Annotated in this window: 21 protein-coding genes; 15 read left to right on the top strand and 6 right to left on the bottom strand. The window is 66.8% G+C overall.

Translation table 11 applies throughout. The features are described from left to right. Positions 1 to 208: 208 nt before the first annotated feature. The 3 genes from gstA (at position 209) to PSV26_RS04745 (ending at position 3,233) form a co-directional block, all read left to right on the top strand. Positions 209 to 817 carry a glutathione transferase GstA gene (gene gstA, locus PSV26_RS04755; protein WP_300568363.1) on the top strand — a complete coding sequence of 203 codons (609 nt, stop codon included), beginning with the start codon at positions 209 to 211 and terminating at the stop codon, positions 815 to 817. 620 nt (positions 818 to 1,437) lie between these two features. Next, positions 1,438 to 2,541 carry an alkene reductase gene (locus PSV26_RS04750; RefSeq protein WP_300568360.1) on the top strand — a complete coding sequence of 368 codons (1,104 nt, stop codon included), beginning with the start codon at positions 1,438 to 1,440 and terminating at the stop codon, positions 2,539 to 2,541. Positions 2,542 to 2,843: 302 nt separating this feature from the next. After that, complete coding sequence (locus PSV26_RS04745) at positions 2,844 to 3,233, top strand: hypothetical protein (RefSeq protein WP_300568357.1); 390 nt, start codon at positions 2,844 to 2,846, stop codon at positions 3,231 to 3,233. A 92-nt stretch (positions 3,234 to 3,325) separates the two neighbouring features. Here PSV26_RS04745 and PSV26_RS04740 read toward each other — a convergent pair whose 3' ends face one another. Further along, a complete protein-coding gene (locus PSV26_RS04740) occupies positions 3,326 to 3,907 on the bottom strand; it encodes a hemerythrin domain-containing protein (protein ID WP_300568354.1) in 582 nt (193 codons plus the stop codon). Positions 3,908 to 3,951: 44 nt separating this feature from the next. Beyond that, on the bottom strand, positions 3,952 to 6,192 hold the full coding sequence (locus tag PSV26_RS04735; protein ID WP_300515217.1) for a cation-translocating P-type ATPase: 2,241 nt from the start codon (positions 6,190 to 6,192) through the stop codon (positions 3,952 to 3,954). Positions 6,193 to 6,347: 155 nt separating this feature from the next. Here PSV26_RS04735 and PSV26_RS04730 point away from each other — a divergent pair, with 155 nt between their 5' ends. From PSV26_RS04730 to PSV26_RS04715, 4 genes are all read left to right on the top strand, one after another. Further along, positions 6,348 to 6,551, top strand: coding sequence for a cation transporter (locus PSV26_RS04730; RefSeq protein WP_300568351.1), 204 nt, complete (start codon positions 6,348 to 6,350; stop codon positions 6,549 to 6,551). A 13-nt stretch (positions 6,552 to 6,564) separates the two neighbouring features. Continuing rightward, a complete protein-coding gene (cueR, locus tag PSV26_RS04725) occupies positions 6,565 to 6,993 on the top strand; it encodes a Cu(I)-responsive transcriptional regulator (RefSeq protein ID WP_300515222.1) in 429 nt (142 codons plus the stop codon). A 98-nt stretch (positions 6,994 to 7,091) separates the two neighbouring features. Further along, positions 7,092 to 7,658 carry a Spy/CpxP family protein refolding chaperone gene (locus tag PSV26_RS04720; protein ID WP_300515225.1) on the top strand — a complete coding sequence of 189 codons (567 nt, stop codon included), beginning with the start codon at positions 7,092 to 7,094 and terminating at the stop codon, positions 7,656 to 7,658. 266 nt (positions 7,659 to 7,924) lie between these two features. Then, entirely contained in the window at positions 7,925 to 8,995 is a 1,071-nt protein-coding gene (locus tag PSV26_RS04715) for an NAD(P)H-dependent oxidoreductase (protein WP_300568348.1), read from the top strand. A gap of 158 nt (positions 8,996 to 9,153) precedes the next feature. On the opposite strand, the gene PSV26_RS04710 is transcribed toward PSV26_RS04715, so the two are convergent. Then, positions 9,154 to 9,522, bottom strand: a complete 369-nt coding sequence (locus tag PSV26_RS04710; RefSeq protein WP_300568345.1) for a glutaredoxin domain-containing protein — start codon at positions 9,520 to 9,522, stop codon at positions 9,154 to 9,156. A 180-nt stretch (positions 9,523 to 9,702) separates the two neighbouring features. Further along, on the bottom strand, positions 9,703 to 10,179 hold the full coding sequence (locus PSV26_RS04705) for a hypothetical protein (protein WP_300568342.1): 477 nt from the start codon (positions 10,177 to 10,179) through the stop codon (positions 9,703 to 9,705). Positions 10,180 to 10,483: 304 nt separating this feature from the next. Between PSV26_RS04705 and PSV26_RS04700 the strand changes: the two genes are divergently transcribed. From PSV26_RS04700 to PSV26_RS04680, 5 genes are all read left to right on the top strand, one after another. Then, complete coding sequence (locus PSV26_RS04700) at positions 10,484 to 11,359, top strand: endonuclease/exonuclease/phosphatase family protein (protein ID WP_300568338.1); 876 nt, start codon at positions 10,484 to 10,486, stop codon at positions 11,357 to 11,359. Positions 11,360 to 11,394: 35 nt separating this feature from the next. Next, on the top strand, positions 11,395 to 12,672 hold the full coding sequence (clsB, locus tag PSV26_RS04695) for a cardiolipin synthase ClsB (RefSeq protein WP_300568335.1): 1,278 nt from the start codon (positions 11,395 to 11,397) through the stop codon (positions 12,670 to 12,672). Continuing rightward, positions 12,669 to 13,676, top strand: coding sequence for a lysylphosphatidylglycerol synthase domain-containing protein (locus PSV26_RS04690; RefSeq protein ID WP_300568332.1), 1,008 nt, complete (start codon positions 12,669 to 12,671; stop codon positions 13,674 to 13,676). The genes clsB and PSV26_RS04690 overlap by 4 nt, the downstream gene beginning before the upstream one ends. Positions 13,677 to 13,837: 161 nt before the next feature. After that, complete coding sequence (locus tag PSV26_RS04685; protein ID WP_300568329.1) at positions 13,838 to 15,271, top strand: putative DNA modification/repair radical SAM protein; 1,434 nt, start codon at positions 13,838 to 13,840, stop codon at positions 15,269 to 15,271. Further along, positions 15,262 to 16,881, top strand: a complete 1,620-nt coding sequence (locus PSV26_RS04680; RefSeq protein WP_300568326.1) for a UdgX family uracil-DNA binding protein — start codon at positions 15,262 to 15,264, stop codon at positions 16,879 to 16,881. The genes PSV26_RS04685 and PSV26_RS04680 overlap by 10 nt, the downstream gene beginning before the upstream one ends. On the opposite strand, the gene PSV26_RS04675 is transcribed toward PSV26_RS04680, so the two are convergent. After that, positions 16,878 to 17,192, bottom strand: coding sequence for a hypothetical protein (locus tag PSV26_RS04675; RefSeq protein WP_300568323.1), 315 nt, complete (start codon positions 17,190 to 17,192; stop codon positions 16,878 to 16,880). The genes PSV26_RS04680 and PSV26_RS04675 overlap by 4 nt on opposite strands. A 9-nt stretch (positions 17,193 to 17,201) precedes the next feature. Further along, positions 17,202 to 17,543, bottom strand: coding sequence for a hypothetical protein (locus PSV26_RS04670; RefSeq protein WP_300515254.1), 342 nt, complete (start codon positions 17,541 to 17,543; stop codon positions 17,202 to 17,204). 183 nt (positions 17,544 to 17,726) lie between these two features. Between PSV26_RS04670 and PSV26_RS04665 the strand changes: the two genes are divergently transcribed. The 3 genes from PSV26_RS04665 (at position 17,727) to minC (ending at position 19,644) form a co-directional block, all read left to right on the top strand. Beyond that, complete coding sequence (locus PSV26_RS04665) at positions 17,727 to 18,167, top strand: MerR family transcriptional regulator (RefSeq protein ID WP_300568321.1); 441 nt, start codon at positions 17,727 to 17,729, stop codon at positions 18,165 to 18,167. After that, positions 18,164 to 18,595, top strand: coding sequence for a PaaI family thioesterase (locus PSV26_RS04660; RefSeq protein WP_300515260.1), 432 nt, complete (start codon positions 18,164 to 18,166; stop codon positions 18,593 to 18,595). Before PSV26_RS04665 ends, PSV26_RS04660 begins: the two co-directional genes overlap by 4 nt. A 269-nt stretch (positions 18,596 to 18,864) precedes the next feature. Then, positions 18,865 to 19,644: a septum site-determining protein MinC gene (gene minC, locus PSV26_RS04655; protein WP_300568318.1), complete on the top strand. Its 780-nt coding sequence runs from the start codon at positions 18,865 to 18,867 to the stop codon at positions 19,642 to 19,644. The last annotated feature ends 79 nt before the right edge of the window (positions 19,645 to 19,723 follow it).

The raw sequence follows: 19,723 nt of genomic DNA, 5'->3' as shown, positions 1-19,723 counted from the left end.
CCGCGCACTCCTGTTTTCATAGCTGCCGGCGCAAGCCGCAAAAGGGCCGCCGGGTTCAATCCGGCAACCGCGCTGTCTGTGAAAACGCCTGCCACGAACCCATCGCGGCGAGTCCCTGCACGAAAACCCGGCACCGGCTAGCATGGAAGCCTCCGGTGAGCCCCTGTCTGCGCTCGCTGCGCCCCTCCCCCACCCCCGAAGGAAACCCATGAAACTCTATTACTCCCCCGGCGCCTGTTCGCTGGCACCCCACATCGTGCTGCACGAATCCGGCCTGAGCTTCGACCATGTGCTGGCGCCCACCAAGACCCATCAGCTTGAAGACGGCACCGACTACTACACCATCAACCCGCTCGGTTATGTGCCCCTGCTCGAACTCGACGACGGCACACGCCTGGCCGAAGGCCCGGCCATCGTGCAGTACATCGCCGACCAGGTGCCGGCCAAAAACCTGGCGCCGGCCAACGGCACGGTGGCGCGCGCCCAGCTGCAGTCCTGGCTCAATTTCATCAGTACCGAGCTGCACAAGGGTTTCAGCCCGCTGTTCAACCCGGCCACACCGGCCGACTACAAACCCCAGGTGATTGACCGGCTGATGTCGCGCCTGACCTGGGTGGACGGCCAGCTCAAGGGCAAGCAGTACCTGATGGGCGACACCTTCAGCGTGGCCGACCCCTACCTGTTCACCGTGACCAACTGGGCACCACGTGTCGGCGTGGACATCACCGGCTTTGCCAACATCGCGGCTTTTCGCGAGCGCATGGCGGCTCGGCCTGCGGTGCAGGCGGCTATGCGGCATGAAGGTTTGCTGAAGTAAACGGACTTGATCCGGGGATCGAGCGTCACGCTGCGATCCCGGTTCGCCTTGGGCAGTAGGTCTAACTCCCCACTCCCACCCCTAACCCCTCCCTCGCCCCGCTGGGCGATGGAGGGGGACTTCATTTGGCCGCGTGTGCTGCACTCGCGTGCAAACATGACCGCCGCTTACGACCGACATGACGCGCTGCGCGCGCGCACGTCTCCCCGTATTGGTTTTTTGTCTTTTCCCACCACCCGTCGGGCTGGGCCGAGGAGCGCAGCCGAAAACGGATCAGGGCGAGCGATTGTCTGAGCCGAAGGCGAGTTCGAGCTCGACCCCGTTTTCGGCGAGCACCGCAGGTTGCCCCGTAGCGCAGCGCAGGGGACCCAGACCATCGGGTCGCCTTTCTTTTGCTTACTTTTCTTTGGCGAGACAAAGAAAAGTGAGTTGCCGCCGGGCAACCCCCGGCCAACAAGCTCAACGAACACCGCAGCCGCAACGGTATGCAAAGATTTTTCGGGGATTTTGCAAAACAACCCCATCTGCAAATATCACGAATCCAGCAACCCGTGTTGCACAAGCCAATCGAACCGAGTCCACACTGCAGTTTTCCCAACCACCCAAAACAAATAAAACCCATGCCAACCCTCTTCGACCCCAACCAAGCCGGTGACCTGCACCTGGCCAACCGCATCGTCATGGCGCCACTCACGCGCAACCGCGCGCCCGACGCCATTCCCACCCCCCTGATGGCCGAGTACTACACCCAGCGCGCCAGCGCCGGCCTGCTGGTCACCGAAGCCACCGCCATCAGCCACGAGGGCCAGGGTTACTCGGACGTTCCGGGCCTGTACGGCACCGAGCAACTCGACGGCTGGAAAAAGGTCACCGCCGCCGTGCACCAGGCCGGCGGCAAGATCGTGGTCCAGCTCTGGCATGTGGGCCGCGTCTCGCACACCGACCTGCAACCTCACGGCGGCAAGCCGGTGGCGCCCTCGGCCATCACGGCCAAGACGAAAACCGTGCTCATCAAGGACGGCACGCCGACCTTTGTCGAAACCTCCGAGCCGCGCGCCCTGGACGCCGGCGAGTTGCCCGGCATCGTGCACACCTACCAGGCAGCGGCGCGCAACGCGGTCGAAACCGCCGGCTTCGACGGCGTGGAGATCCACGGCGCCAACGGCTACCTGCTGGACCAGTTCCTCAAGAGCGGCTCCAACCAGCGCACCGACGACTACGGCGGCAGCATCGAAAACCGCGCCCGCCTGTTGCTGGAGGTCACCCGCGCCATCACCGGCGCCATCGGGGGCGGCCGCACCGGCATTCGCCTGTCGCCGGTGACCCCGGCCAACGACGCGTTCGACGCCGACCCGCAGCCATTGTTCGAGTACGTGGTCAGGCAACTGGCCACGCTGAACCTGGCCTACATCCACATCATCGAAGGCGCGACCGGCGGCCCGCGCGACCTGCCCGAGCGCCCGTTTGACTACGCCGCACTCAAGGCGGCCTACCGCACAGCGGGCGGCAAGGGCGCGTGGATGGTCAACAACGGCTACGACCTGGCCTTGGCCGGGCAGGCGGTGCAGGACGGTGACGACCTGGTCGCCTTCGGCAGGCCCTACATCGCCAACCCCGACCTGGTGCGCCGCCTGCGCGAAGGCGCGCCGCTCAACACCCCCGACAAAACCACCTTCTACGGCGGCGGCGCCAAGGGCTACACCGACTACCCCGCGCTGGCCTGATTCCCGCGGCTCTCCCCTAAACTCGGCGGCATGGTCTTCATGCCGCCGTTTTTTCTGTTTCGCCCGCTGCTGGTCATCGCCGGCCTGCTGGCCTGTCTGTCGGCCCATGCCGGGCGCCCGCTGACGGTGGACGACGCCAACACCGACGACGCAGGCACCGGCCACGTCGAGGGCTGGTACGCGCGCCAGCCGGGCCATGCCCACACCTGGACGGTGGCACCGGCCTACGCCCCGGTCGATGGCCTGGAGCTGGGCGCTGCGGGGTCCCGCGCCCCCCCCCCCCCGCGACCACCAGCCAGACCTTGCAGGCCAAGTGGCGCATCACCCCGTCGCAAGAGGCCGGCTGCAATGCAGCGGCCGTGCTGGGCGCGACGCAAACCCGCGGACAAAGTGGCACCACGCCTTACCTCAACGGCCTGCTGAGCTGCAACAGCTCGTGGGGTGCGACCCATGTCAACCTGGGAGGGCAACGGCCTGCCGGCGGGCCCGGCGTTGCAACCTGGGGGCTGGCCCATGAACGCGAATTCGGCGCATCCACCGTGCATGTGGAGGCATTCGGCCAGCGGCTGGCCAAACCCACCTTCCAGGTCGGGGCGCGCACCCACCTGACACCCCGGCTCCAGTTCGATGCGACCGTGGGCCGCAGCAAGCGCGAGACCCTTCTGAGCGTCGGACTCAAGCAGTCGTTTTAAGGCCTGGTCCTCGCGTCCTGCTTACATTGCTACAAAACAGATAGCTGCTTGCGCCCAATCCATGCGGGCTACAGGCCTCTTTTACCTGATTTTCAGGCAGCACCCACACCAATCGGCGCCGGCGCCGTCAGCACGATGCGCGTGAACAGCCGGTCGTAACAGGGGTCGCGCAGGCCGCCAGCGAGCGGGTCGCGATCCTGCTGGAAGGCGGCGTCCAGCTGCACCCAGTCCTCGGCCGTCAGGGCCTTCTGGGCGGCCGGCAGGATCTGGGTTTCCTCGGTGCGCATGTGCTCGAGGTAAAAACCCACATAGGCCTGCGCCGCCTCAGTGAAGGCGGCGCGCCGCGTCTCGCCAATCAGCTCCCAGGCCAGCAGCAGGTGCTGCAGTTCGCGCACCTTGCCTTCGCCGTTCATGTGGTCGGATTCGAGCCGGCGTATCACCTGCATCAGCTCGGGCGCCACCCGCGCCAGCCGGGGAAACAGCAGGTCCGACTCCTTGGGGTGATGGCGCCGCTCGGGAAACTCGTCAATGTAAAACAGCATCGCGCGCACCACGTCAAAAAAGCGCTCCGGTTCGTCGCCCGGACCCCGCTCCATCATCATGACAAGGGAGCGCAGCACGGCGGCCACGGCCGCATGCTCGTCGCGGATGATTTGCAGTGAGGAATGGGTCATGGCGGCAGCTTGTCACAGGCGCATGCGCCAAACCTTGATCCAGGTCAATCCCTGCGCAGCCGCCAGCGCTTGAGCAGCAGGGCGTTCGAGATCACACTGACGCTGGACAGCGCCATCGCCGCGCCGGCCACCACCGGGCTCAGGAAACCCAGCGCCGCCAGCGGGATGCCGGCCACGTTGTAGGCAAAAGCCCAGAACAGGTTCTGCCGGATCTTCATCACCGTGCGGTGCGAGATGTCCAGCGCACCGGCCACCAGCGCCACGTCGCCGCGCATCAGCGTGATGCCGGCCGCGTGCATGGCCACATCGGTGCCCGTGCCCATGGCCATGCCGACATCGGCCGCCGCCAGCGCCGGCGCATCGTTGACGCCGTCGCCGACCATCACCACGGTATGTCCGCCCACCTTCAGCGCCGCCACTTTCGCGGCCTTGTCACCGGGCAACACCTCGGCCATGACCTCATCGGCGCCCAGCCCCAGGCGCGCACCCATGGCCAGCGCCGCGCCCTGGTTGTCACCGGAGATCATCACGATACGGATGCCGCGCGCCCGCAGCGCTGCCAACGCCTCTTTGGCCCCGGCCTTGGGTTCGTCGGCAAAGGCCATGAGCGCACGCGGACTGAGGCCTTGCGTGGTGCGCTCCACCAGCAGCGCCAGCGTCGCGCCTTCGCCCTGCAGCCGCTGTGCCTGCGGCGCCAGCGCACCGAGGTCGACACCGAGCTCGTCCATCCAGCGCAGGCTGCCGATCAGGTAGCTGCGCACGCCGACCTCGCCCTCGCTGCCACGGCCCGGCACCGCGCGCAGACCGTCGGGCTGCGCCACCGTCATGCCGCGCTCCTGCGCAGCGGCCACCACGGCACGCGCCAGCGGATGTTCGCTGCCGCTCTGCAGGCTGGCCGCGATGGCCAGTTGCGCCGCCTCGTCAACATCGGGTGCGGCGACAAAAGCGACCAGCCGCGGCCGCCCGACCGTCAGCGTGCCGGTCTTGTCAAACGCCACGGTGTCCACCTTGTGTGCGAGTTCCAGCGCCTGGGCGTCCTTGATCAGAATGCCGTTTTTTGCCGCCACCCCGGTGCCCGCCATGATGGCTGCCGGCGTGGCCAGGCCCAGCGCACAGGGGCAGGCAATCACCAGCACGGCCACCGCGTGAATCAGCGCCGTTTCCATCCCGGCGCCGGCCCAGAGCCAGCCCAGCAAGGTCAGCAGGCCGATGACCAGCACCACCGGCACAAACACCGCGGACACCTGGTCCACCAGCCGCTGGATCGGCGCCTTGGCGGCCTGCGCGTCTTCCACCAGGCGGATGATCTGCGCCAGCACACTTTCGCTGCCCACGGCACTCACCTGCAGCACCACCCGGCCATCGCCGTTGATGCTGCCGCCGGTGAGCTTGTCGCCAGGCTGCTTGGTCACCGGCAGCGGCTCGCCGGTGAGCATGGATTCATCCACCTGCGTCTGCCCTTCCTGCAGCAGGCCGTCCATCGGGATGCGCTCGCCCGGCCGCACCACCAGGCGGTCGCCCAGCAGCACCTCGGCCACCGGCAGGTCGGCTTCCTCGCCCGAGCCCTGCAGCACGTGCGCGACCTCGGGCCGCAAGGCATGCAGCGCGCGTATCGCCGCCGTCGTCTGGCGCTTGGCACGCGCCTCCAGCCACTTGCCCAGCAGCACCAGCGTCACCACCACCGCCGAAGCCTCGAAGTAGAGGTGCGGCATGGTGTCCGCCTCGGCACTGAGCCACAGCCACATCGACAGGCCCCAGCCCGCGCTGGTGCCAATGGCCACCAGCAGGTCCATGTTGCCGCTCAGCGCCTTCAGCGCATGCCAGCCCGCCTTGTAAAACCGCGCGCCCAGAATGAACTGCACCGGCGTCGCCAGCAGGAACTGCTGCCAGGCAGGCAGCATCCAGTGTTTGCCCAGCAGGTCGCCCAGCATGGGCACCACCAGCGGCGCCGACAGCAACAGGCCGATCGCCACCGGTGCAAAGCCGGCCCAGGGCGACAGGTCTTCGGGCATGGCCTCTTCGGCCGCTCGCGGCTCGTAGCCGGCATTGCGCACCGCGCGGCGGATCTGCGCGTCCATCTGCGGCGAAGGCGCATAACTTACCCGCGCCGATTCGGTGGCCAGGTTCACCGTGGCGTTCTGCACGCCGGGGACTTTTTTCAGCGCCTTTTCAACACGCGACACGCACGACGCGCAGGTCATGCCGCCGACGCCCAGGTCCAGGGTGGCGGAGCTGGCGGAAGAAGCAGCGGCAGCAGAGGAGAGGGTGGTGGTGGAAGTAGTCATGGGATGGATGATCAACCTTGCCATGATGGCAAGGTCAAGCCTTGATCCAGATCAACCCCACGCGCCATACGGGTTTTGGCGAGCCTGTCTTGACCTTACCATGGTGGCAAGGTTCAAACTGCAGGCATCCACAACCCGATCCAGAAGGAAACACCATGAACCAGAGTTTCAACGTCCAAGGCATGACCTGCGGTCACTGCGAACGCGCCGTGACCCAGGCCGTGAAGGCCCTCGACCCGCAGGCCCAGGTCACCATCGACCGCCCCGCCGGCACCGTGGACGTGGCGTCCGCCCTGTCCCGCGAGGCGATTGCCGCAGCCATCGCCGAGGAAGGCTACACCGTCGCAGAACCGGCGTGACATGACAGGGGTCATGAACATCGGCGAAGCCGCACGCCAGTCCGGCGTGTCGGCCAAGATGGTGCGGCACTACGAGTCGCTGGGGCTGCTGCCGCATGTGCACCGCAGCGACAGCGGCTACCGCCAGTACAGCGAGGCCGAGGTGCACACGCTGCGCTTCATCAAGCGTTCGCGCGAGCTTGGGTTTTCCATGCCTGAAATCGCCGAACTGGTCAGCCTGTGGCAAAACCGCCGCCGCGCCAGCGAAAGCGTGCGGCGCATTGCAAAAAAACACGCCGACGAACTGGCGCAACGCATTGCCGCCATGCAGGCCATGCAGACCACCCTGGGTCACCTGATCCACTGCTGCCAGGGCAACGAGCGGCCTGACTGCCCCATTCTCGACGACCTCGCCGGTGCAGGCGCGACCCCGGCCCCGACAAAAAACTTTACGAAATCCTGACCTGCGCCTCATGGCGCCCTTACACAGGCGGCGCAAACTTCCCTTCAACCTGACGCCATTCCGGCAACAGGCTTGTCTTCTACCGAAAGGAAGCTTTCATGACCTCCATGTTCAAACCCCTGAAATCTGTCCAGAGCCTGGTTCTTGCCGGCATCATGGCCACCGCGGCCCTGGCCGCCACGGCACAAACCGTCACCCCTGCGGCGCCTGCCACGGCAGGCGCTCCGGCCAAAGCCGGCGGTTACCACGGCGACCGCATGGGTCGCCACGACCCGGCCCAAATGCAGGCGCGCATCGCCAAGCACCAGGCCGAGCTCAAGGCCAAACTCAAGCTCACACCGGCCCAGGAAGGCGCGTGGACAACCTTCGCCGCTTCGATGCAGCCGCCGGTTCGCGGCACCGGCCCCGACCGCGCTGCCATGAAGGCCGAGTTCGACAAGCTGAGCACGCCCGAACGCATCGACAAGATGCGTGCCCTGCGCGCCCAGCGCATGACCGAGATGAATGCCGCCATGGACAAACGCGGCGATGCCACCAAAACCTTCTATGCCGCGCTCAGCCCCGAGCAGCAGAAAGTCTTTGACAGCCAGCGCATGAGCCACGGCGGCAAAGGCCAGGGCGGCATGGGCCATGGTGGACACCACGGCGAGCACCACAAGGGTTGAGCCTTTCCGGTTCAGGGCGGCCTGCGCCGCCCTGACCGCCACCCGACCCCGGCCTGCGCCGCGTCCCTCACGGGCGTGACGCAGGCTTTTTTCATGGCGGTCGGCTCTTGAACTGCTATGTTTTCAGGAGCTGCTTGCGTACGCTGGTATTGGGCTGAAGACACTTTTTACCCATCATTTCCGCAGCGCCAGACGCCGACGCCATCGCGCGTAGGACGAGACCCACGCTGCGTTTCTACACCCGGCTGCCTGCCTAAACTGGCGGCATGACCCCCATCCGCAAAGGCCAGGCGCCGGCCCCTCTGACGCGCAGCGTGTTCCATGAACGTTTCATGGAGTCTTTCATGGACCCGGCTTTCCAGGCCGAAGCAGAAGCGATCTCCCGCGTGGAGGCGATTGCCTGGGACGCCTACCAGGAAGGCCGCAAGGCGCCCCGCACCCGCAAGGCCGGCCCCGGTTACGCCGACCCGGACTACGACCTGTCCGTCGAGTGGCTGGCGACAAAAGAACGCATCGACCGGGCCCAGGCGGCCTGGGCCGACCCGGCCACGCCATCGCGCGTGCTGCTGGTCTGCGGCTCGGCACGCAACGACGGCACCTGCCCCGGGGAAATCTCGAAAACCTTTCGCATGGTGCAGTGGGCCGAAGAAACCCTGGCGCAGGCGCAGATCCAGACCGATGTGCTCGACCTCAGCCTGCTGACCTCCAGCTACCACCTCAACATCCACCCCTGCAAGGGCTGCGTGTCCACCGCCATGCCGCTGTGCCACTGGCCCTGCAGTTGCTACCCCAACCACGCCCAGGGGCAAACCAGCGACTGGATGAACGAGATCTACGAGCGCTGGACAGCGGCGCATGCGGTCATCATCGTGACACCGGTCTACTGGTACCAGTCACCCAGCCCGCTCAAGCTCATGATCGACCGGCTGGTCTGCGCCGACGGCGGCAACCCCGACCCCAGCCGCACCCACGGCAAGAAAGCCCTTGAGGCCAAGGCGCTGGAACTCGAAGGCTGGGACTACCCCCAACACCTCGCCGGCCGCGCCTACGGTCTGGTCGTGCATGGCGATGTCGCGGGCATCGAAGGCGTCCGGCGCGGCCTGTCCGACTGGCTCGACTGGATGGGGCTGATCGACGCCGGCAGCCAGGCACGGCTGGACCGGTTTGTCGGCTACTACGCGCCGTATGCCACCAGCCACGCCGCCCTGGACGCCGACGAGCCCATGCAGGCCGAGGTGCGCAACGTCGCCAGCGCCGTGGCCAACGCGGTCAAGGCCCTGCGGGCCGGCACCCTGTCGCAGCCCGACCGGGGCCTTTCACGGCCACGTCAGAAATAGGGCCCCCCAAAAAGCGCCCCCACGCTTGTCGCTTCGCGTACTGCGCTGCCCCCCGAGGGGGCGCTGCGCCTGCGGCCCGGCAAAGCCGGTTCCGCGGCCCCTGCTGGTAGAGAAGAAGCCCACGCTTGTCGCTAACGTTGCCCCGCCTGAGGTCGGCCTCAGCCGCCCACCAAAGCCTTGAGTTCGCCGCTGGCGATCAGCTTGTCCAGGTCGGTCGCTCCGCCTATCAGCGTGCCACGCACAAAAACCATGGGAAAGGTGGGCCAGCCGGTCCACATCTTCAGTGCATTGCGCTCGCGCCAGGTGTTGAGGTAGTTGCCGTATTCGAGGTAGTGGTGCGCCACCCCGGCCGCATCCAGCGCGCGGCGCGCCTTGCGCGGAAACGGGTTCATGGCCATGCCGACCACCACCACCGCATGGGCGGCCACGGCGGACTGAACCTCCTGCACGATGGCCTGCTCATGGCGGGCGATCTTGCCCTGGATGGCCGGATGGATGCGGGACTCATCGAGGATGGCGCGGGGCATGGAGGACTCCTTTTCAGTGGGTGAACGACGGCGGGGGTGGCCTGGGTGGGCCACGCCGGAACCAGACGCAGCATACGGCACAGCGCGCAGACGCCAGCCACGCGGGCAAAAAAAAGGGCCGGGCCACCGGGGACATTCCCCGGCAACCCGGCCCCGCTGGACCTTGTGGTGAGCGCGGGCTTATTTCGCCTCGAGCGCGCCCGAGCCCTGCACATTCACCTGGCCATTGCCGCGCGCGCTGGCGGGCAGGGCGTTCTGGATGCTGTTGCCGGCACGGCGGGCGGTATTGCCCACCGCGTTGCCGGCACGCGCACCGACCCGGGCCGTCGCATTGGCGCCGCGTTCCACCGCGTTTTCAGTGCGGTTGGCCGTGCGACTGACCGCGCCCTTGACGCCGCTGCCCGAGACCCGCGCACCGGCACGTGTGTCGGTGTTGGCGCCCATCGAACTGTCGCTGCGTGTGGCCGTGCCGTACGACGAAGCGGTGGCGTTCACGCCAACACCTGCGTTGGCACGCACGTCACTGCTGATGTTGTTGTTGACACCGGTGCGTACACCGACGTCAGCGCCGACACCCACCTGGGCATGGGCGGCAAAAGCCAGCGTGGCGGTCAGGGCCGCAGCGGCAGAGAGGGAACGCATGGAAAACTTGTTCATTTCAAACTCCTTGTGATGAAACAGGCAGGTCCGGACAGGTCGTGACCTTCTGAAGTAACTGCCAGCCTGCAGGCACCCGAAAGGCATCTGCAGACGCCAGCCCTTGTCGGAACCGGGTAACTCGAATCTACGGCCCAGGCCGGCTCGGGCCTGCCGGAAAGGCCCCCTGAAGGGCGTAGGACGCCAACCTTTACAGAGGCTTGACATACGGGAGAAAGCCCCGCCACACGGCAAATGGGCTTGCTGTCCTACAGCCTTTGGGCACGGCCGCGCGACAATAGCGTTTTGCCCATCTTGCCGCGCCATGCCCTCTTCCGAAACGCCTCTCAAGCCCAGCGAGCCCGTCGCACCCTCCGTCTCCGTGGTGAATGCGCCGCCCGACGAGGCCGATGCACTGGCGCAGACCCAGCAGGCCCTTGCCACGGCCGCATTGAGTTTTTCCATCAAGGTCCTGACGGTCAACATCCACAAAGGCTTCACCTTCTTCAACCGCAAGTTCATCCTGCATGAGCTGCGCGAAGCGGTGCGCACGGTCGGCGCCGACGTGGTATTCCTGCAGGAGGTCACCGGCACCCACGCCCGGAACGAAAGCCGCGTCGCCAACTACCCGGCCACGCCGCACTACGAATTCCTGGCCGACTCCATCTGGCCGCAGTTTGCCTACGGCCGCAACGCCGTGTACACCAACGGCCACCACGGCAATGCCGTGCTGTCGAAGTTTCCCATTGTCCACTTCGAGAACCGCGACGTGTCCATCAGCGGCCCCGAGCGCCGCGGCCTGCTGCACTGCGTGCTGGAAGTACCCGGGCGCGACACCCATGTCCACGCCATCTGCGTGCACCTGGGCCTGGCTGAATCTCACCGGCTCAAGCAGCTGCACATGCTCTGCGACATGGTGCACAAGGACATCCCGGCCAGCGCGCCGGTGATCGCGGCAGGCGACTTCAACGACTGGCGGCGCCGCGCCCACGCGGTGCTCGAAAAGGGCGCCGCCATGCATGAAGTCTTCGTCAATGCCAACGGCAAGGCGGCACGCACCTTCCCGGCGCGTTTTCCGGTGCTGTCGCTGGACCGCATCTATGTGCGCAACGCGATCGGCCATTCGCCCGTCGTGCTGCCGCCCAAGCCCTGGTCGCACCTGTCGGATCACGCTCCCCTGGCCGCCGAGATCGAGTTCTGAAGCATGCGCCAGGGGCCGGCTCGAAAGATCAACGCATGAACGGTCGCTGGGTCGCCGGCAACCGCTTCACCCTGCTGGAAAACGGCGAGGCTTTTTTCCCGCGGGTGTTCGAATGCATCGCAGCGGCCGGGCACGAGGTGCTGCTGGAGACCTTCATCCTGTTTGAAGACAAGGTCGGCCTGGCGCTGCAGCAGGCCTTGATCAGCGCGGCGCGGCGCGGCGTGCAGGTCGACATCACCATCGACGGCTACGGCTCCCCGGACCTCTCACCGGCCTTCATCCTGGGGCTCACGCAGGCCGGCGTGCGGGTGCATGTGTTCGACCCCAGCCCGCGCCTGTGGGGCTACCGCACCAACCTGTTTCGCCGCATGCACCGCAAGATCGTGGTGATCGACGGCAAACGCGCCTTTGTCGGCGGCATCAATTATTCGGCCGACCATCTGGCCGACTTCGGGCCCGAGGCCAAGCAGGACTATGCGGTTGAAATGGAAGGGCCGCTGGTCGCCGAGGTGCACCAGTTCGTGTTGGCCCAGCTCCTGCTCGGCCAGCAGCCGCCAGCGCCTGGCAGCCGCCTGGCCCGGCTTCTCAAGCGCCGGCCGGCCACCGCAACCTCGCCCACCAGCACCCCGATGCCGGCCGCCGGCCCCTGCGATGCCCTCTTCGTGACACGTGACAACGTGAACCACCGCAACGACATCGAGCGCCATTACCGCATCGCCATCCGCGGCGCGCGCCGCCGCGTCATCATTGCCAACGCCTACTTTTTCCCGGGCTACCGCCTGCTCCGGCAGCTGCGCAAGGCAGCGCGGCGCGGCGTGGATGTGCACCTCATCCTGCAGGGCGAGCCCGACATGCCGATTGTCAAGATCGCCGCCGGCCTGCTGTACCACCACCTGCTGGCGGCCGGTGTGAAGATCCACGAATACCACGAGCGCCCGCTGCACGGCAAGGTTGCGCTGACCGACGACGAATGGTCCACCATCGGCTCCAGCAACCTCGACCCGCTCAGTCTGTCGCTGAACCTGGAGGCCAACATCATCATCAAGGACGGCGCCTTCAACCAGCATCTGGGCGAACACCTTGAGCAGCTGATGCAAAACAGCTGCACGCTGATCCGGGCCAGCGACGTGGCCGAAACCGGCCTCTGGGTCAGCCTGCGCAGCTTTTTTGTCTTTCATCTGCTGCGTCGCTACCCGGCCTGGTTCGGCTGGCTGCCGGCCCACACGCCGCGCCTGACCCTGGCCGAAAAGCTGCTGGGCCAGACCGGGGTGGACACGAAAGTCAGCCATGTCAACGAAGGCCGGGTCTCATGAACATCCCGCCCGCCTTGCCGGGCCAGCGCGGGCCCCAGAAAACCGGCATGACCGGCAAGGTCTGGTGGCCCTGGTTCAAACGCACGGCAACGCTGGTGTTTTTTTCCCTGGTCGCCTGGCTGCTGGTCGAGCAGGCACGGGCCATCGAGTGGCATCAGGTGCTTGCGTCGCTGGCCGACTACCCCTTGCCCGCACTGCTCGGTGCTGCCGCCCTCGCGGCACTCAGCCTGGCGCTGTACAGCTGCTTTGACCTGCTGGGGCGCCATTACACCGGCCACACCTTGCCCATACCCACCGTGATGCTGGTCACCTTCATCAGTTATGTACTCAACCTCAACCTGGGCTCGCTGGTCGGCGGGGTCGCGCTGCGCTACCGGCTGTATTCAAGGCTGGGCCTGGCCGTGGGAGTCATCACCCGCGTCATGTCGCTGAGCATGCTGACCAACTGGATGGGCTACCTGCTGCTGGCCGGGGTCCTGTTCTCATTTCACACGCCAGCGCTTCCACCGGGCTGGAAAGTCGGCACCGGCGGGCTGCAGATCGCGGGCTTTGTGCTGCTGGCCGTGAGCCTGGCCTACCTGCTTGTGTGCGCCTTCTCGCGCCGGCGCAGCTTCACCCTGCGCAATCAGGAGCTGGTGCTGCCTTCGCCGCGCATGGCGCTGCTGCAGCTGTGCATGGGCGCCGCCAACTGGATGATCATGGGCGGCGTGATCTTTTTGCTGCTGCAGCAGAAAATTGACTACCCCACCGTGGTCAGCGTGCTGCTGGTCGGCGCGGTGGCCGGCGTCATCACCCACGTCCCGGCCGGTCTGGGCGTGCTCGAAGCCGTGTTTGTCGCCCTGCTGTCGCACCAGACGCCGCGCCACGAGCTGCTGGCCGCCCTGGTGGTCTACCGCGGCCTGTATTACCTGGCGCCGCTGGCCGTGGCCACCGCAGCCTTTCTTGTCGTGGAAGCCCGCGCCCGGTCGCCGGCCACGGCCGGGGCGCCGCTACCGCAAGCCTGACCAGGCTCGTCCCGCCTACGGACAGTAGCCATTCTGGCCACCAGCCCTTGCCAGACGGGCGCAAGCAGCTATCAATAACGCAGCATTCATGGCCTTTTCGGGGACAGGGATTTACTGTAAATAAATACAGCTTTTTTCTGGCATTGCTGTATATTGATACAGTGTCTTTCACCACCACCCAGCGCAAGCTCGCGATCCTGGCGGACGCGGCCAAATACGACGCCTCCTGTGCGTCCAGCGGCAGCACGAGCCGCAACTCGGTGGGCGGCAAGGGCATCGGTTCGACCGGGGGTTCCGGCATCTGCCACAGCTATGCGCCCGACGGCCGCTGCATCTCGCTGCTGAAAATCCTCTTCACCAATTTCTGCACCTACGACTGCGTGTACTGCGTCAACCGCGTCAGCAGCAATGTGCCGCGCGCCCGCTTTTCGGTGGACGAGGTGGTGCAGCTCACGCTCGACTTCTACCGCCGCAACTGCATCGAGGGCCTGTTCCTGTCCTCGGGCATCATCCAGAGCCCCGACTACACCATGGAGCGCGTGGTCGAGGTCGCGCGCGTGCTGCGTGAAGAGCATGACTTTCGCGGCTACATCCACCTCAAGACCATTCCCGATGCCTCGCCCGAGCTTCTCGCCCGTGCCGGGCTGTACGCCGACCGCCTGAGCATCAACGTCGAGCTGCCCACGGTCGAAGGCCTGCAGGCGCTCGCGCCCGAAAAAGACAGCGCCGCCATCAAGCGCTCCATGGCCCGCATGCGCGTGCACATCGACGAAGCGCGCGGCGCCGCCCACGATGACGCACGCACCAGCGTGATCTCGCTGCCGCGTTCACTGAAGGCGGGCCGCAGCGCCGCGCCGCGTTTTGCGCCGGCCGGCCAGAGCACGCAGATGATCGTCGGCGCCGACGCCACCAGCGACAGCACCATCCTGCAGGCCAGCGCCACGCTGTACGGCGCCTACCGGCTGCGGCGTGTGTATTACTCGGCCTTCAGCCCGATCCCCGACGCCTCGCAGCGCCTGCCCCTGCGCCAGCCGCCGCTGATCCGCGAACACCGGCTCTACCAGGCCGACTGGTTGATGCGTTTTTACGGCTTTGCGCATGACGAGATCGTGCCGGCCGGTCCCGGTACCGGTGCTGCGGGCAGCGGCATGTTGTCGCTGGACATGGACCCCAAACTCGCCTGGGCCCTGTCGCACCGCGGCCAGTTCCCGGTAGACCTCAACCGCGCGCCGCGTGAGCTGCTGCTGCGCGTGCCCGGCCTCGGTGTCAAGGCGGTCGCACGCATCCTGCAGACGCGCCGCGTGCGGCGGCTGCGTGCCGACGACCTTCTGCGCCTGCATGTGCCGCTCAGGAAAGTGCTGCCCTTTGTGCTGCTGGCCGACCACCAGCCCGGCGCCAGCCTTGACGCCGCAGGCCTGGCGGCCCGGCTCGCGCCGCGCGCAGTGCAGTCCGACCTGTTTGACGACCCCATCGGCGCGGCGGCGGCGCCCACGCTGTCGGCACCTTTGCCTACACGCCCGCTCGCGCCATCGGGCGCACCATCGGACTCAGGCGCCGAGGCGCTCCGCAAAGAAAGGACTCTGGCATGGGCGTGATGAATGACCTGCTGACAAACGATCTTTTCCCGCAGGCCCTGTTGCCGGTGACCCTGCAGGGCCCGGCCGACCTCGAAGGGTTCCGGCGTGCGGCGCGCGCCCTGCTGGCGCAGCAGATGCTGCCCGAGCAGGTCAGCTGGCACAGCAGCGACACCCCCGTGCAGGACCTGTTTGCCTCACCCCTGGCCGGCGCCGTCGCGGCCACCACCGCCATCCACAACGCCGCCTTTGCCAACGCCCCGCCGGTCAGCGTGCCGCCCGAATACGTCACCCTCTGCGAAACCGCCATCCTGCACAGCGACGCCAGCCGTTTCGGCCTGCTCTATCGCATCCTGTGGCGGCTGGTGCACGAGCCCGGCCTGCGGCACGACCCGCTGGACGCCGACATGATCAAGGCCGGGCACATGGCGCAGGCCGTGCGCCGGGACATGCACAAGATGAAGGCCTTTGTGCGCTTTCGCACGGTACAGGACGAGACCTTTCGCAACCATCCCGAGGGCGGCCCGCTGCATGTGGCGTGGTTCGAGCCAGAGCACCACATCGTCGAGGCGATCGCGCCGTTTTTTGCGCGCCGCTTCACGCAGATGCGCTGGGCCGTACTCACGCCCGAACGCAGCATCCAATGGGATTACATACGCCCCCACGCTCGGCACTTTGTGTCCTCGCTGCCCCCCGAGGGGGCGTCGCCCGCCTTGGGGCGGCCCGGCGGCGGGCTGGCCCAACTGCGCTTCGGGCCCGGCGCCAGCAAAAGCGACGCACCGCCGCCCGACGCCGGCGAGAAACTCTGGCTCACCTATTACGAAAACATCTTCAACCCTGCGCGCCTGAAGATGAAGATGATGCAAAAGGAAATGCCGCGCAAGTACTGGCACAACCTGCCCGAGGCCGCGCTGATCGCGCCACTGGCCGCCGGCGCACACGCGCGCAGCGCCCGCATGGTCGATGACGTGGCCGCCGGCCCAAAGCGGCGCCTGCCGACCATCAAGGTCTTGCCCGTGACCATGGCGTCCGATGAAGACGCCCCCGAGCGTTCGCTGGCGCAGCTGCGTGAAGCCACCAACCATTGCCGCGAATGCCCCATCGGCGCCTGCGCCACCCAGTCCGTCGGCGGCGAAGGGTCGCTGCTGGCGAAGCTGATGTTTGTCGGCGAGCAACCCGGCGACCAGGAGGACCTGCTGGGCCGGCCGTTTGTCGGCCCGGCCGGCCAGTTGCTGGACCGCGCCTTCGACGAGCTCGGCATTCAGCGCGAGCAGGTCTTTGTCTCCAACGCAGTGAAACATTTCAAGTACGAGTTGCGCGGCAAGCGCCGCATCCACAAGACGCCAAGCCAGCGCGAAGCCGCTGCCTGCCAGCACTGGCTGGACGACGAAATCGCCATGGTGCAGCCCGGTCTGCTGGTGGCGCTGGGCGCAACCGCAGCGCGGTCCCTGCTGGGCCGCGCTGTGCCCGTGATGGCCCACCGCGGCCAGATTCTCGAGCGCGATGACGGCCGCAAGGTGCTGGTTACCCTGCACCCCTCGGCCCTGCTGCGCATGCCTGCTGAAGAACGCGAAGCGGCCTATGCCGCCTGGCTGGCCGACCTTTCCGTGCTCAACGGCGAAATCGTTTAAGGCCGGGTACTCCCTGGCGCGGGTGTGACCGGGTTGGTGGGCCCGGTGCTGGCGGACCCCGGAATGGCTGTTTCCCGGCCGTCGGTCACAGCCGACGGCGACACAGGGCGCGTGTCCGAGTCGCGCGGGTCACCGGGGCCTGGATTGGGCACCACCGTGTCACGCGCGTCGGGCGGGGGCACCGGATTGGGCGGCAATTGCTCCCGGTAGGCCGGGTTGCGGTTGATGCCCGGCGTGGGGGGCTGGTTTTGCGCGGCCGCCAGGCCACTGCCCAGCAGCAGGGCCAGCAGCAACGAAGAGTTCTTGATCATGTCGCCCCCTCAATTGGCCGGAGTTCCGCCGCGTTTGGTGTTGGCGTCCGTCCGCAGTGGTTTCTGGCTGTTCGGCTGCATGCCCGGGCTCATCTCCGGCCGCTGCTCGGAGCGCATTTCAGGAATGAGTTCGTCGGATTTCATGCGCGGTTTCAGTTCCGGCCGCATGCGCGGCTTGAGATCGGCGGGTTTGGCCGCACTGGCGCCGCGCAGGGGCGGCTTCACTCCCATTTCTGGGGGTACCTTGGTGGCGTTGTCGGGCATGGTGCTGGGTTGCGCCCGCACCAGGCCAGCACCGAGCAAGAATGCCGTGCACAACAACGCGGCGACTGAAGATGGCTTGATCGTCATAAGTACTCCTTGGGGTCAGATACACCAACCCACCCTTTCAATATAGGCCGCACTGCGGGCCGGCACTTGAGGGTTGTCAAGCCGCATGGATGTAGGACCCGTCTGTGAGGGTAGACGCCGAGGCGACAGCCGGAGCCGCCGGCCCAAGCTTCGCGCAGGACGAGGCTTGCTAAGCTGCCTTTCATGCAGATCTCCGAATTGGCCGCCCAGACCGGCGTTTCCGTCCATGCCCTGCGCCACTACGAAAGGCTGGGCCTGCTGCTGCCCGCGCGCCGGCCCAGCGGCTACCGCGACTACACCGAGGCCATGCGGCGCGAGGTCGTCTTCATCGCGATGTCGCGTCGCATCGGCTTTTCGCTCAAGGCGATCGCCGCACAACTGCCGGCCTACCGCAGCGGCCGGCTGACCTTTGACGACATGCTGCAAGCCATGCAGGAGCGCGTGGCCGACATCGATGCACAGATGGTCAAGCTCAAGGACCAGCGCCGCGCAGTGGTCGAACACATCACGTGGATGAAAAAACGCCAGCGCGACCATCTGGCCAAAAATGCACAGGCAAACACCAAGTCGGCCAAGCCGCCCTGGCCGGTCATCACCCCCTCACGCAAAAGGACAGCCGCATGAACACTTCCCCCGACTTCACCCGGCTAGCGCGCGCCGTGCTCGCCATGCCCATGGCGCAAACCCTGGGCCTGGTCTTCAAACGCATTTCCCCGGGCGAGGTCGAGCTCGAGATGCCGGTGCTCGACAGCTTCTGCTTTCGCCCTGGCCAGCTGCAGGCCACCGCCGTGTTCGCCGCGGCCGACTTCGCCGCCGTGGCCGCCGCCGGCACGCTGCTGGCGCCGGGCTGGATCAACGCCACGGTGGACGCCACGCTGAAACTGGTCGCGCCTGCGCAGGGCGTGCTGCTGCGCGCACGCGGCCGCGTCGTCAGCGCAGGCAAGCTGCTGACGGTCTGCGCCTCCGACGTTTACGCGGTCAACGCCGCAGGCGACGAGGCCTTGTGCGCTACCCTGCTGGGAAGCGCGCGCAACATCCAGCCCAGCGCCTGACGGGCTGCTTTTGCTCCTGCATTCATAGCTGCCAGCGCTTGCCTGACCTCGGCTGGCGGCCGATTGGGCCTCAAACTCGTGGTCCGGCCCGGTCGCTGCGCGATGCGCCATATGAAAACCAGCCCCTGAACGCCGCGTACGTTTCATTCCCTCACAACTGAGACATTCGGCACTGTTAAGATTCGTGCCTTTTCGGGCTACGCTTCCTGGGCCTCCCCAACGCGACCGATTGTTCATTTATCCCGCGCAAACGCGGCGTCCACGCATCCATGACCGTTGCCCTCCCGGCCAGCTCCCCCGCCACCTTCGAAATCAAAAGCGCCAACCTGCCCCTGGTCGCGCTGCTGCTCAAGTCACCCGACCTGGACGCACTCGCGCGCGACCTGGCGCTGCGCTTCGGAGACATTCCCGACTTCTTCGACAACGACCCGCTGGTGGTCGAGCTGTCGGCACTGGCTGCCGACGAGCGCGCCATCGATTTCGCAACCTTGATGACCTTGCTGCGCAGCTACCGCGTCGCCCCGGTCGCCGTGCGCGGCGGCAACCTGGCGCAGATGGACGCAGCGCAGGCGGCCGGCCTGCTCGCCGCGCCCGATGCCCGCATCACCGCCGCCCGCACGCAGGAGCCCCCGATCACCCGCTTGCAGGCAGCGCCGCCCGTCGAAGCACCGGCCCTGGCCGCGCCACCGCCGGGCGCGCTGGTCATCGACAAGCCGCTGCGCTCGGGCCAGCAGGTGTACGCCCGCGGGCGCGACCTGGTCGTGCTGGCCATGGTCAACGCAGGCGCCGAAGTGATTGCCGACGGCCACATCCATGTCTATGCGCCGCTGCGCGGAAAGGCCATGGCGGGTGCCCGCGGCAATGCCGATGCGCGCATTTTTGCGCTCAGTCTGGAGCCCGAGCTGCTGTCGATTGCCGGCATCTACCGCACCAGCGAAAACCCGTTGCCCGAAGGCGTGTGGGGACAGCCCACGCAGGTGCGCCTGGTGCCCGGACCTGACGGCGACAAGCTGGTGATGGAACCGATCAAGGTCTCAGGCAAGGCATGACGCCCGCACGTTTTTGCAGTCTTTCCGTTCCCCCTGAGCTTGTCGAAGGGTTCGCAGCCATCCTTCGACAGACTCAGGA

Origin of the sequence: Polaromonas sp., from assembly GCF_029945685.1 — a bacterium.
Lineage (GTDB): Bacteria > Pseudomonadota > Gammaproteobacteria > Burkholderiales > Burkholderiaceae_C > Polaromonas.
The sequence above is the reverse complement of the archived record's forward strand: the minus strand, read 5'-3'. Positions and strand labels throughout refer to the sequence as shown.